The 12,110-nt window shown below is 70.5% G+C and carries 13 protein-coding genes; 2 read left to right on the forward strand and 11 right to left on the reverse strand.

Annotated elements, in window-relative coordinates:
- Positions 1–12: 12 nt before the first annotated feature.
- Positions 13–1,257 (reverse strand): GAF domain-containing sensor histidine kinase, encoded by a 1,245-nt coding sequence (locus G3576_RS19725; protein WP_164696151.1) that lies wholly within the window; start codon positions 1,255–1,257, stop codon positions 13–15.
- Between the two features lie 253 nt (positions 1,258–1,510).
- Entirely contained in the window at positions 1,511–2,128 is a 618-nt protein-coding gene (gene rpsD / locus G3576_RS19730) for a 30S ribosomal protein S4 (RefSeq protein WP_164696152.1), read from the reverse strand.
- Positions 2,129–2,348: 220 nt separating this feature from the next.
- Here rpsD and G3576_RS19735 point away from each other — a divergent pair, with 220 nt between their 5' ends.
- Positions 2,349–2,549 (forward strand): hypothetical protein, encoded by a 201-nt coding sequence (locus G3576_RS19735; protein ID WP_164696153.1) that lies wholly within the window; start codon positions 2,349–2,351, stop codon positions 2,547–2,549.
- A 70-nt stretch (positions 2,550–2,619) separates the two neighbouring features.
- Here G3576_RS19735 and G3576_RS19740 read toward each other — a convergent pair whose 3' ends face one another.
- The 6 genes from G3576_RS19740 to gltX form a co-directional block, all read right to left on the reverse strand.
- A complete protein-coding gene (locus G3576_RS19740) occupies positions 2,620–3,588 on the reverse strand; it encodes a Bug family tripartite tricarboxylate transporter substrate binding protein (protein ID WP_164696154.1) in 969 nt (322 codons plus the stop codon).
- The gene (locus tag G3576_RS19745) at positions 3,588–4,454 is read right to left on the reverse strand and encodes an alpha/beta fold hydrolase (RefSeq protein ID WP_164696155.1); all 867 of its coding nucleotides are present in this window, start codon (positions 4,452–4,454) and stop codon (positions 3,588–3,590) included. Before G3576_RS19745 ends, G3576_RS19740 begins: the two co-directional genes overlap by 1 nt.
- Entirely contained in the window at positions 4,451–5,281 is an 831-nt protein-coding gene (locus G3576_RS19750; RefSeq protein WP_164696156.1) for an RNA methyltransferase, read from the reverse strand. Before G3576_RS19750 ends, G3576_RS19745 begins: the two co-directional genes overlap by 4 nt.
- 79 nt (positions 5,282–5,360) lie before the next feature.
- Positions 5,361–5,711, reverse strand: a complete 351-nt coding sequence (gene copM / locus G3576_RS19755) for a CopM family metallochaperone (protein ID WP_164696157.1) — start codon at positions 5,709–5,711, stop codon at positions 5,361–5,363.
- A 68-nt stretch (positions 5,712–5,779) separates the two neighbouring features.
- Positions 5,780–7,174 (reverse strand): cysteine--tRNA ligase, encoded by a 1,395-nt coding sequence (gene cysS / locus G3576_RS19760; RefSeq protein ID WP_164696158.1) that lies wholly within the window; start codon positions 7,172–7,174, stop codon positions 5,780–5,782.
- Positions 7,175–7,179: 5 nt separating this feature from the next.
- The gene (gltX, locus tag G3576_RS19765) at positions 7,180–8,514 is read right to left on the reverse strand and encodes a glutamate--tRNA ligase (RefSeq protein ID WP_164696159.1); all 1,335 of its coding nucleotides are present in this window, start codon (positions 8,512–8,514) and stop codon (positions 7,180–7,182) included.
- A gap of 146 nt (positions 8,515–8,660) precedes the next feature.
- On the opposite strand from gltX, the gene G3576_RS19770 reads away from it, so the two are divergent.
- Positions 8,661–9,050 carry a hypothetical protein gene (locus G3576_RS19770; protein WP_164696160.1) on the forward strand — a complete coding sequence of 130 codons (390 nt, stop codon included), beginning with the start codon at positions 8,661–8,663 and terminating at the stop codon, positions 9,048–9,050.
- Positions 9,051–9,060: 10 nt separating this feature from the next.
- On the opposite strand, the gene G3576_RS19775 is transcribed toward G3576_RS19770, so the two are convergent.
- From G3576_RS19775 to G3576_RS19785, 3 genes are read right to left on the reverse strand one after another with little or no spacing between them, the layout of a single operon-like run.
- On the reverse strand, positions 9,061–9,465 hold the full coding sequence (locus G3576_RS19775) for a hypothetical protein (protein ID WP_164696161.1): 405 nt from the start codon (positions 9,463–9,465) through the stop codon (positions 9,061–9,063).
- Positions 9,462–11,126 carry an NAD+ synthase gene (locus G3576_RS19780; protein WP_164696162.1) on the reverse strand — a complete coding sequence of 555 codons (1,665 nt, stop codon included), beginning with the start codon at positions 11,124–11,126 and terminating at the stop codon, positions 9,462–9,464. The genes G3576_RS19775 and G3576_RS19780 overlap by 4 nt, the downstream gene beginning before the upstream one ends.
- Before the next feature lie 31 nt (positions 11,127–11,157).
- Positions 11,158–12,063, reverse strand: a complete 906-nt coding sequence (locus G3576_RS19785) for a DMT family transporter (protein ID WP_164696163.1) — start codon at positions 12,061–12,063, stop codon at positions 11,158–11,160.
- Positions 12,064–12,110 lie beyond the last annotated feature (47 nt).

Here is a 12,110-nt window from a genome sequence, read left to right on the forward strand (position 1 = left end):
CCTGCCTTCCGGTCAGGCCGGGCGTAGCGGCATTTCGAAGGTGAAGCGCGTTTCCTCCGCCGTGGAGGTCGCGCTGAGCGTGCCCTGATGCGCGCGCGCAACCTCCGACGCGATGTAGAGGCCGAGACCCAGGCCCTGCCTCGGCCCCTGGGTCGCGCTGCCCACGAAGGGCTCGAACAGCGTGTCGAGCCAGGCGGGCGGGATCGGGTTGCCGCCATTCGCGACGGACATGACGAAGCGGCCGTCGGCCGTGGCTGCTTCCACCCGGACCGGGTGGGCATTGTCGCCATGGAGGAGCGCATTGGCGAGCAGGTTCGACAGCATCTGGCCGATCCTGTACCGGTCGCAGGCGACGGGACAGGTCACGCGGATATCCGCGACGATCCTGGCCTTGGGGTGCGACACGCGCAGTTCCGAGACAACCTGCTCCAGCATCGGCGCCAGCTCGGCATCGGCATGGCTGGTCACGCCCATCCCCGTGCCGAGACGGACGCGCGCGAAATCCAGCGTCGTCTCGATCAGCGTCCGCATGCGGCCCACGCTGAGCTTCATCATGGCCAGGACCGACGCCGATCGGGGTGCGGGTGCCTCGCGCTCGATCAGCCTGATCCCGGCATCGAGCGCCGCCAGCGGGTTCCGCAGGTCATGGCCCAGCACCGCGACGAAGGTTTCCCGATGGCTGCCCAGGCGACGTTCATGCGCAAGCTCTGACGTGATGACGGCCTGATGGGCGTCCTTCGCCGCCTCCAGCCGCTGCATCATGCGGCGGGTGTTGATGAGGGCCATGGTCTGGCGCGCGAGCGCCATCAGGCCGTTTCCCTGCGCCTCCGTCAGCCCATCGGGCCGGGGAACGGTATCGATGACGCAGAGCGAGCCGACCGGAACGCCGCTGTCGCTCACCAGCGGTGCGCCCGCGTAGAAGCGGATCCCCGGGTCGCCCGTGACAAGGCTGTTGGTGGCGGTGCGGGGGTCGCGGCTCAGATCGGGGATGACGAAGAGGCCGGGCGCGTTCATGGCGTATTTGCAGACCGACTGGTCCAGTTCGGTCTCGCAGGCGGGGAAGCCGCGCCGCGCCTTGAACCACTGCCGGCGATCCGTGACCAGGCTGACCAGGGCCACCGGGGCCTGGCAGAGCGCCGTCGCGATCAGCACCGCGTCGTCGAATTCCGGCTCCGGCGCGCTGTCGAGGATGGCCATGTCCTGCAGCGCGGCGAGGCGAAGGGCGGTCGCTTCCGCAGCCTCGTCGAACTCACTCATCGACCGTGCCGTCGAACAGTGCCGGAAAGGAGGCCATCAAGCCGTCAGACAAGGCGGAAGCGCCCTGCCGTCGCACAGTCAACCGTCACCGAGGCTCGCACTCCGCCGCCAAGGGAGTGTCAGTCCGCCAGGACGCTCCCGCGGGCAAGCGACAGCTTCGTGAGCAGCCATAACGAAAGAAGCGGGGAGGAGCGTCGCCGCCCCGTCCCCGCTTCCATCGCCAAGGCGGGCTGATCGCCCGCCTCCATCATCCTCAGCGCGAGTAGAACTCGACGACCAGGTTCGGTTCCATCTGCACGGGGTAGGGCACGTCCGACAGCTTCGGCGCGCGCAGCAGGCGGCCGCGCATCGCGCGGTGGTCGATCTCGATGTATTCGGGGACGTCGCGCTCGCCGGACTGGGCGGCGTCGAGCACCGCGGTCAGGGACTTCGACTTCTCCTTCACCTCGATGATGTCCGTGTCCTTCACGAGGTAGGACGGGATGTTGAGGCGCTTGCCGTTGATCAGCACGTGGCCGTGGTTCACGAACTGGCGCGCGGCGAAGGGCGTCACCGCCAGCTTCATGCGGTAGATGATGGTGTCGAGGCGGCGCTCCAGCAGCTCGATCAGGTTCTCCGAGGTGTCGCCCTTACGGCGCACGGCTTCCTCGTAGTACTTGCGGAACTGCTTCTCGCCAATGTTGCCGTAGTAGCCCTTGAGCTTCTGCTTCGCCATCAGCTGGACGCCGAAGTCGGTCGGCTTCTGCTTGCGGCGCTGGCCGTGCTGGCCGGGGCCGTATTCGCGCTTGGCGATGGGGGACTTCGCACGGCCCCAGAGGTTCACGCCGAGGCGGCGGTTGATCTTGTACTTGCTTTCCGCGCGCTTGGTCATGCGCTGCTCCTGCCCCGCCGCGGCTTGTGCCGTGATGCGGGTTCTTCTTGTGCCGGCACCCTTATGGGCATCGCGGCGGGTTGTCCCGGTAGGCCCGTGGCCCGGATGGCCGCAGGCGGGCGCAGGCCCCGAAGGCCTGTCCACGTTCCCGGAAGTGGCGGGCTTCTAGGGGCGGGGGGGCGCCTTGTCAAACCAGGGTTGGGCCCCCTACTCCCGCGTCATGGTCAAGCGCGAAGAGATCCTGGTCCTCGGCCTCACGGCTGGTGTCGTCGGCAGCCTGGTGGGCGGCATGATGCTCGGCATCGGCATGGGGTTGATCATCGGCGGGCAGCATCTGGGCTGGTTGCTGCTGCTGCCGGCCGCCCCGCTCTCCGGCCTGCTGGGCTACATGCTGGCGCGCAAGCTGGCGAAGCAGCTCTGACGACGGTCCAGGGGCGTCTCGCCCCTGGCGGATGGGGTCTGGGGAAGGCAGCGCCTTCCCCGGTTCCTCCTCAATCCGGCTGTATCCCCGCCGCCGCAATCAGCCGCGCCTTGTAGCCCAGATCGTCCCTCAGAAAGGCCGCCGTCGCCTCGGGCGTCGCCGCATGCACGGTATAGCCCGCCGGCGCCAGGATGCGGTCCCGCACCGCCGGTTCCGCCATGGCTGCCGCGATGTCCCGGTGCAGGCGCGCGACCAGCGCGGGGGGCGTCGAGGCGGGCGCGAAGGCGCCGAACCAGGTGCGCGGGTCGATATCCCCGAAGCCCGCTTCCACCAGGGTCGGCACCTCCGGCAGTGCCTCGAACCGCGTGGGCTTGCCGACCGCGAGGGCCCGCAGCGTGCCGGCGCGGATGAATTCGGCGCCGCTGGCGATGCCGGCCAGCGTCATCTGCACTTCGCCCGCCACGGTCGCCAGCACCGCCGGCGTCAGCCCGCGATAGGGGACGTGGACCATCTCGATCCGTTCGCGGGCCATCAGCGCGCCGAAGCAGAGATGCGGCTGGCTGGCGCTGCCGTAGGAGCCGAAGTTGAGCCGCCCCGGCGCCGCGCGGGCGGCCGCCACCAGCTCCGCCATGGACCGCGCGCCGACCGAGGGATGCACCAGCACCATCTGGTGCACATCGACCAGCAGGCTGATGGGTGCCAGGTCCCGCATCGGGTCATGCGGCAGGGCGCGGATGAGGTGCGGGTTGGAGGTGATGGAATTGTCCGCGGTGATGAGCAGCGTGTGGCCATCGCCCGGCGCCTTGGCGACGATGTCGGTGCCCGGCACGGTCGAACCGCCCGGCCGGTTGTCCACGACGACGGGTTGCCGCCAGGCCGCCTGCAGCCGGTCCGCCAGCGCGCGCGCCAGCGCATCCAGCCCGCCGCCCGGCGGGAAGGGCACCACGAGCCGCACCTGGCGGGTCGGGTAGTCCGACTGCGCCTGGGCCACGGCAGGCAGGGCGAGGGCGGCCAGCAGGGTGCGGCGGGGAAGGCGCATCAACGGTCTCCCTGGATCTGGGCGCGCAGCAGCGCGAGCGTCTGGGCGGGGGCCTCGACTTCCGGCAGGTGGCCGATGCCCTCGGGCGAGAGGAAGCGGGCGCCGGGAATGGCTTCCGCGATCAGCCGCCCGACATCGGGCGGGTTCACGACATCGTCCTGGCCGGTGATGGCCAGGGTCGGTGCCGTGATACGGGGCGCGTAGTCGGCGACGACATCCACCTGGTCCGTCGCCTGGGCGGATTGCATCAGCCCGGCCGGGTTGGTCGCCGCCACCATGCCGCGCACGAGGTCGAGCACCAGCGGCGCGGCCCTGGGCGAAATCAGCTTGTCCGACCGCGTGCGCGCCAGCGCGACGCCGCCCTCCGCGACGCTGGCCTTGCGCATGGCGAGCATGGCGGCGCGGCCTTCCTCGCCCTTCCAGCGCTGGCCGCGCGACGTGCCCATCAAGGTCAGCGAGGCCACCCGGGCGGGGTGCCGCGCCGCCAGGCAGGCGCCGAGCATGGAGCCGAAGGAGGACCCGGCCACATGGACAGGGCCCGCGACGCCGAGCGCATCGAGCAGCGCCACCGCCGCCTCGACATAGTCCTCCGCCCGCGGGCGTTCCGCGACGAACGGGTCGGACATCAGGTAGCCCGGCGCGTTCCAGGCGATGACCCGCGCCACATCCGACAGGCCGGCCAGCACGAAGCGCCAGCCCATGGAATTGGCGCCGATGCCGTGCAGGCAGAGGATGGTCGCGGGCCCCTGCCCCGCCTCCATGTAGGAAAGCCGCCTCCCCGACAGCCCGAGCGCCCCTCCATCGACCTCCGTGAAGCGGAGGTCCGGCAGGGGCGTGACCGGCGTGCCATCGGGGTGGGTCGTCACGGCGTCTCGCTCTCCTGCCAGGGTGGCGGGTCATTGTCCTGGAAACGGCCGCGGCGCATGCGGCCCTTCGACAGCTCCGTCACCACGCCATGCATGGTGCGCAACTCCTGCGCCGTCACCTCGCCGCGTTCGAACCAGTGGCGCAGGTTGCGGACCATCCCCGGGCGCTTCGGCGCATTGTGCAGGAAGCCGGAGGCGTCGAGTTCGTCGATCAGGCGGGTGAGGAAATTCTCGAGCTCGCCCTTCGTCGCCGGGCGCGTCTCGTTCATCTGGAAGTCGCGCGGCGGCGTCGTCTCCGCCTGCATCCACCACTCATAGGCCAGGATCATCACGGCCTGGGCGAGGTTGAGCGAGGTGTGCTGCGGGTTCAGGGGATAGCGGACCAGCGTGTCGCAATGCGCGAGGTCATCGGCCTCCAGCCCCGCCCGCTCCGGCCCGAACAGCACGGCGACGCGCAGGCCGCGGCCGTTGATCTCGCGGAGGTCCTCTGCCGCGGCACGAGCATCGCGCATGGGGATGATGACGTGCCGCGGGCGCGGGCAGGTGCCGAAGACGCGATGGCAATCCGCGACGGCGGAGGCGATGTCGGGGAAGACCTGCGCGGCATCGATGATGGCATCGGCACCGGACGCGGCGGCATAGGCGTTGGGCTGCGGCCAGCCGTCTCGGGGTGCCACGATGCGCAGATGGAAAAGGCCGCCATTCGCCATGGCGCGGGCGGCGGTGCCGATATTGGCGGCCATCTGGGGGCGGACCAACACGACGATGGGGGATTCGCCGGGGGCGGGCGTCAGCAGCGCGCCGCCGTCACCGCGGCCGCCGGTCATGGGAGCAGCAGGGGGACGCTGTCCCCCTGCACCCCCTGCCAGGGTCCAGCGGGACCCTGGACCGCGGGAAACAAGCACCTCATCGGGACAGGAAGGCTCTCAAGCGGGCGATCTCGGACTCCTGCGCAGCAATGATCTCCTCGGCCAGCTTGCGCATGTCGGGGTCGGTGCCGTGACGCAGCTGGATGCGCGCCATCTCGATGGCACCCTGGTGATGCGGGATCATGCCGGCGGCGAAGTCGCGATCGGCATTGCCGGTGAAGCGGATGTCCATGTCCCGGTGCATCCGCGCATTGGCGGCACGGAACTCCCGCGTGCTCGCCGGCTCCTGCACCCCCGGCGCGGGACGCGAACCATGGCCCTGATGGCCCTGCTGCGCGAAGGCAGGCGTGGCGGCGAACAGGGCGGCGGCGAGGGCAAGACGGATCATGGCGGTTCCTCCGGTGATGAAGCCGGATGCCGACATGGAGCCTTCCCCCCATGGCAAGGCAAGAGGCGTCACGCCCGCCGCCAGCTCGTGCCCGCCGGCCCGTCCTCCAGCAGGATGCCCTGCGCCGCCAGTTCCTTGCGGATGCGGTCGGCTTCGCCCCAATCCTTGGCCTTGCGCGCGGCGAGGCGCGCGGCGATGGCGGCCTCGATCGCGCCCTCGTCGCCGCCCTCGCCCCGGAACCAGGCCGCCGGCGCCTGGCCGAGCAGGCCGAGCAGCCGCCCGCAGGCCAGGATGCGGCCCTTCAGCGCCGGCAGGTCGGCGGTGGCATCCCGCCCCAACGCATCATTCGCGGCCGAGACCAGATGGTGCAGCGTGGCGAGCGCCAGCGGCGTGTTGAGGTCATCCGCCAGCGCGGCCTCGAAGGACGGCGCTTCCCAGGGGAGCGGCGCGGCGTCCTCCACCGCTTCCACATCCTCCATCTTCGCCAACGCCCGGTAGAAGCGGTCGAGTTCCCGCCGCGCCTCCTCCAGCCCCGCCACCGTGTAGTCGATCGCCATGCGGTAATGGGTGCGCAGCAGCAGCAGGCGAAACGCCTCGCCGGCCCAGGGGCCGAGCGCCAGGATGTCCTGCACGGTGCGGAAATTGCCGAGGGACTTCGACATCTTCTCGCCGTCCACGAGCAGCATGCCGTTATGCATCCAGTACCGGGCGAAATGGCTGCCCGGGAAGGCGCAGACGGATTGCGCGACCTCGTTCTCGTGGTGCGGGAACATCAGGTCCGCGCCGCCGCCATGGATGTCGAAATCCGGGCCGAGATGCTTCCACGACATGGCGGAGCATTCGATGTGCCAGCCCGGCCGCCCGCGGCCCCAGGGGCTGTCCCAGCCCGGCTGCTCCGGCGTGGAGGGCTTCCACAGCACGAAATCGCCGGGATCGCGCTTGTAGGGCGCGACCTCCACGCGGGCGCCGGCCAGCATCTCCTCGGGGCTGCGGCCGGACAGCGCGCCGTATTGCGCGAAGCTGGCGACGGCGAAGAGGACATGCCCCTCCGCCGCATAGGCATGGCCATTCGCGACCAGGCGCTCGATCAGCGCGACCATCTCCGGGATGGTGCCGGTCGCGCGGGGCTCGATGTCCGGCGGTAGATTGCCCAGCGCCGCCATGTCGCGGTGGAAATCGGCGGTGGTGCGGCTGGTGACGCTGTCGATCGGCTCCCCGCTGTCGCGGGCGCGGTCGATGATCTTGTCGTCCACATCGGTGATGTTGCGGGCGTAGGTGACCTTCGGGAAGACGCGCCGCAGCAGCCGGGCCAGCACGTCGAAGACGACGACGGGGCGGGCATTGCCGAGATGCGCCAGGTCATAGACCGTGGGGCCGCAGACATAGAGGCGGATATGCGCGGGATCGAGCGGCTCGAACCGCTCCTTGCGCCTGGTGGCGCTGTTGTGCAGCTGGATGTCCATCGTGCTCAGCCTGGGATGGCCAGCGTGAGGCGCCGAAGCGCCTTCTCGCGGCCGATCAACGGAAGGAAGACCTTGAGGTCGGGGCCGTGTTCCTCGCCCGTCAGGGCGCGGCGCAGCGGCAGGTACAGCGCGCGGCCCTTGCGGCCGGTGCTGGCTGCCAATGCTCCGGTCCAGGCCGGCCAGGTCGCCTCATTCCAGGGTTCCTCAGGCAAGGTCCCGATCGCCGCGCGCAGGAGATCGGCATCGGCGGGATCGGAGAGGGGCACGATATCCCCCGCAACGACATCCCACCAGTCCCGTGTTTCGCGGAACAGATCGACATTGCCGCGCACCGCCAGCCAGAAATCCTCCCCCGCCCCTTCCGGCAGCCGCGGCTGGACGGCGGCGAAGGGCAGGCCGTGCAGGTGCTTGCGGTTCAGCGCCAGCATCTGCTTGAGGTCGAAGCGCGCCGCGGAGTGCGAGACGCGGCCGAGGTCGTAGCCGGGCGCCAGTTCCGCCGGCATGGCCGCCACCGGATCGGTGGAGGTGCCGAGCGCGGCGAGGTAGCCGACCAGCGCCGCGGGCTCGATCCCGTCCCGCCGCAACTGCCGGAGCCCCACGCTGCCCGTGCGCTTGGACAGCGGCCCGCCATCGCTATCCGTCAGCAGCGGCAGATGGGCGAAGCGCATGGCGTTGGCCTTGCCGCCCAGCGCCTCGAAGATGTCGAGCTGGATGCCCGTGTTGGTGACGTGGTCCTCGCCCCGGATCACGTCGGTGATGCCCATCTCCAGGTCATCGACGACGGAGGTGAAGGTGTAGAGGAAGCTGCCATCGGCCCGGATCAGCACGGGGTCCGACAGGCTCGGCAGCTTCACCGACCGCCGGCCCAGCACGCCATCCTGCCATTCGACGCTGGCGTGGGAGAGCTTGAACCGCCAATGCGGCGACTTGCCGTTGGCGATGGCGCGGTCCAGTTGCTCCTTCGTCATCTTCAGCGCGGCGCGGTCATAGATCGGCGGCTTGCCCTGGCGCTGGCGCTGTTCCCGCTTGAAGAGGAGTTCCTCCTCCGTCTCCAGGCAGGGGTAGAGGCGGCCGGCCTTCTTCAGCACCTCCGCCGCCGCGGCGTAGCGCGCCAGGCGGTCGGTCTGGCGCACCAGGCCATCCCAGTCGAGGCCGAGCCAGTGGAGGTCCTCCTCGATCGCCTGGGCGTATTCGGGCTTGGACCGCTCCGTATCCGTATCGTCCAGGCGCAGCAGGAAATGGCCGCCATGGCGCCGGGCGAGGCACCAATTGGCGATGGCGATCCGGGCATTGCCGACATGCAGCAGGCCGGTGGGAGAGGGGGCGAAACGGACTTTCATCGGGGGCACAGGAACGCCAGGACGCGCCGGAAGGCAAGGCACGGCGCGCAACTCCCCGTCATCGGGGCGGTCTCTCCATCATTTGGGCGCAATTGGCGCGATAATCGGCAGATGAAACGCCATGCCCAGGCATGGGGGAGATAGAGATGATCAAGCGGTTCCTGTTGGTGGGTGCGGTGCTGGTGACGGCCGTCGCGGCGGTCTCGGCGCCTGCCCAGGCGGATTGGCGGGGCCGGGGCTACGGCCATCACCATCACCACGGTGGCGGGGTGGCGCTGGGCGCGATCGTGGGCCTCGGCGCCGGCGTCGCGCTGGGTGCCGCGCTGGCGCCGCCGCCCCGCGTCTACTACGCGCCGCCGCCCGTCTATTACGCGCCCCCGCCGGTGGTCTATGCGCCGCCGCCGCCGGTCTACTACGCGCCCCCGCCCGTCTATTACGCACCGCCGCCCCGCGTCTATTACGCGCCGCCGCCGGTGGCCTATGTGCCGCCCGCGCCGCCCTATGCGGTGCCGGTCCAGGGGGGTGGCTGGAAGTAGGCCGGACGGCCTACTCCTCCTCCTCGCCGTCGTCATCCTCGTCGCGCCGGGGGTCGAGCACCCGCCAGTTGCGGTCCTCGGCATCCGCGGCGCGGCGGGCGGCGAAATCATGGATCTCGGTCGCGCTCTTCCAGGCATCGTCGCCGGCGCCGGCGACCTCGGCATCCTCGCCATAGGCGAACCAGGCTTCCAGCACGGCGGAGGCATCCATGCCCCGGGTGCGGCAGCGATCGACTGAATCCCGGACATAGCGGCGCGCGAAGGCGTTGGCGTGGGCGATGGTGTCGAAGCCCTTCACCACCTCCACGGGGTCGGAGCCGTTGGCGCCCGACAGGTCCATGATGCGGACCGCAAGGCCCGAGACGGTGCCGAAGCCGCCGCCCGCGAAGATCGGGTCTTCCTGATCGTCACTCATGCGATCAGCGCCGAGAAGCCGTTGGTGAGGGGATAGCGGCGGTCGCGGCCGAAGGCGCGGGGCGTGATCTTCACCCCGGGCGGCGCCTGGCGGCGCTTGTATTCGGCGCGGTCCAGCATGCGCCACACCCGCAGCACCGTCGCCCGGTCATGCCCCGCCGCGACCAGCGCATCCACGCTCATCTCCCGCTCCACCAGCCCTTCCAGGATGGCGTCGAGGATCTCATAGGGCGGCAGCGTGTCCTGGTCCTTCTGGTCGGGCTTCAGTTCGGCCGAGGGCGGCTTGGTGATGACGCGTTCGGGCATCACGGCCCCGCCGGGGCCGAGCGCACCCTGCGGATAGTTCTCGTTCCGCCAGCGGCAGAGCGCGAAGACGGTCATCTTCCAGACGTCCTTCAGCACGGAATAGCCGCCGCACATGTCGCCATAGAGTGTCGCGTAGCCCGTGCTCATCTCGCTCTTGTTGCCCGTGGTCAGCAGCATGTCCCCGAACTTGTTGGACATCGCCATGAGCGTCACGCCACGGATGCGCGATTGCAGGTTTTCCTCGGTGATGTCGGGCGGGCGGTTGCCGAAGGCCGGCGCCAGCATGGCGGTGAAGGCCTCCATCGCGGGTCCGATGGGCACGGATTCGTAGCGGATGCCGAGCAGCCGCGCGCAATCCGCCGCATCCTCCAGGCTTTCGGTGGAGGTGTAGGGGGATGGCATCATCACCGCCCTCACCCGGTCCGGCCCCAGCGCATCCGCGGCGACGGCGGCCGACAGCGCGCTGTCGATGCCGCCCGAGAGCCCCAGCACCACGCCGGGGAAGCGGTTCTTCTCCACATAGTCCCGGAGCCCCAGCATCATGGCGCGGTAGATCTGCTCCATGCGCGGCATGGCGGGCGGCACGGCGTGCGGCGCGCAGGACCAGCCCTTGGGGCCGCGGGTCCATTCCGTGACCAGCACCTGCTCCGCGAACATCGGCATCTGCACGGCCAGGCTGCGGTCGGCGTTGAGCACGAAGGACGCGCCCTCGAACACCAGCTCGTCCTGGCCGCAGATCTGGTTCAGGAAGACGAAGGGCAGGCCCGTCTCCACCACGCGGGCGACGGCGAGCTGCACGCGCGTGTCCTGCTTCTCGGCCTCGAAAGGCGATCCGTTGATGCTGATCAGCATCTCCGCGCCGCTTTCCAGCAGCGTCTCGCTGACCGCGGGGAACCACCAATCCTCGCAGATCATCAGGCCGAGGCGGACGCCGCGAAAGGCCACCGGGCCCGGCGCGGGGCCGGCCATGAAGACGCGCTTGTCGTCGAAGACGCCGTAGTTCGGCAGCTCGTGCTTGGCGCGGCGGGCCAGGATGCGGCCGCCTTCGAGGACGAACAGCGCGTTGTGCAGACGGTCGCCGTCCCGCCAGGGGCCGCCCACCACCACCCCCGGGCCGCCATCGGCGGTCTCGGCCGCCAACGCCTCGATCCGCTGCATGCAGGCCTCGACGAAGGCGGGCTTGAGGACGAGGTCCTCCGGCGGGTAGCCGGCGATGGAGAATTCCGGCGTGACCAGCAGGTCCGCCCCCTGCGCCGCCGCTTCGGCGCGCGCGGCGCGGATGCGGTCCGCGTTCCGGTCGAGCGCCCCCTCATGCGGGTTGATCTGGGCGAGGGCGATGCGGAGGCGGTCGGTCATGGGGGGAAGCTAGGGTTGAGCCTGGGTGGGGTCAACGAGCGTGCCCGCCGGGGTTGGGTTGCAGCACCCCGATCACCATCCCCGCCGTCACCAGCGCCACGCCGGCCAGCGCCGCGGCCCCCAGCGGCTCCCACAGCAGCGGCCAGGCGGCCAGCGCCGCCATGCCGGGGACGAGGGAGGTGATGGTGGTGGTGCGCGGCGCCCCCAGCGCCGTCACCGCGCGGGTGAAGAGGAACCCCGCCACCAGCACCGCGAAGACGCCCTGGAACAGCAACTGGAAGCCGATGACGCCCCACGATGCCGCGTGCAGGTTGGACGGCAGGGCCAGCCACCAGACCGGCAGGTAGATCGGCCCGGCCCAGAGGGCGACCACCATCGTCCCCTCCACGGCCGAGATCCGCCAGCGCCTTATGGCCGTGGTGTAAATGGACCAGCAGAGGCTGCCGCAGAGGAACAACAGGTCGCCCCGCCAGGCGCCGGGATGGTCCCCGAAGGTGCCGATGGCCAGCAGCAGGATCCCCGTGGCGACGATGCCGAGCGAGGCGAAGCGCCGCCTGGTCCAGGCCTCGCCCAGCAGCCAGAAGCCGAGGGCCGCGGTGAAGAAGGGCAGCATCCCCGGCATCAGCACCCCCGCATGGGCCACGGGGGCGAAGCCGAAGGCGACATAGGCGGCGAGCGGGAAGCCGAAGGCGGCGGTGCCGAGGATGACGCCGAGCCGGATGCCCCGCAGCCGCGGCCAGCCCAGCACCGCCACCAGCGGGAGTGCCGCCAGGAAGGCGCCGGCATGGCGGAGCGCCGCCGCGTCCCAGGGCGTCAGGTCCTGCTTGGCGGAAAGCCGCGCCGTCAGCAGGAAGGCCACCCAGAGGAACAGCACGGCGAAGGCGCAGGCGTAGCCGATCCGGCGTTCCCGCCGGGCCTCTGGGGAGGAGACGTCCATTCACGCCTTGTAGGCGGGTGTTCCCGCCCTGCCCATCGGGATGCGAG

The sequence above is a fragment of the Falsiroseomonas algicola genome (genome assembly GCF_011040385.1).
In the GTDB taxonomy this organism is placed as follows: domain Bacteria; phylum Pseudomonadota; class Alphaproteobacteria; order Acetobacterales; family Acetobacteraceae; genus Falsiroseomonas; species Falsiroseomonas algicola.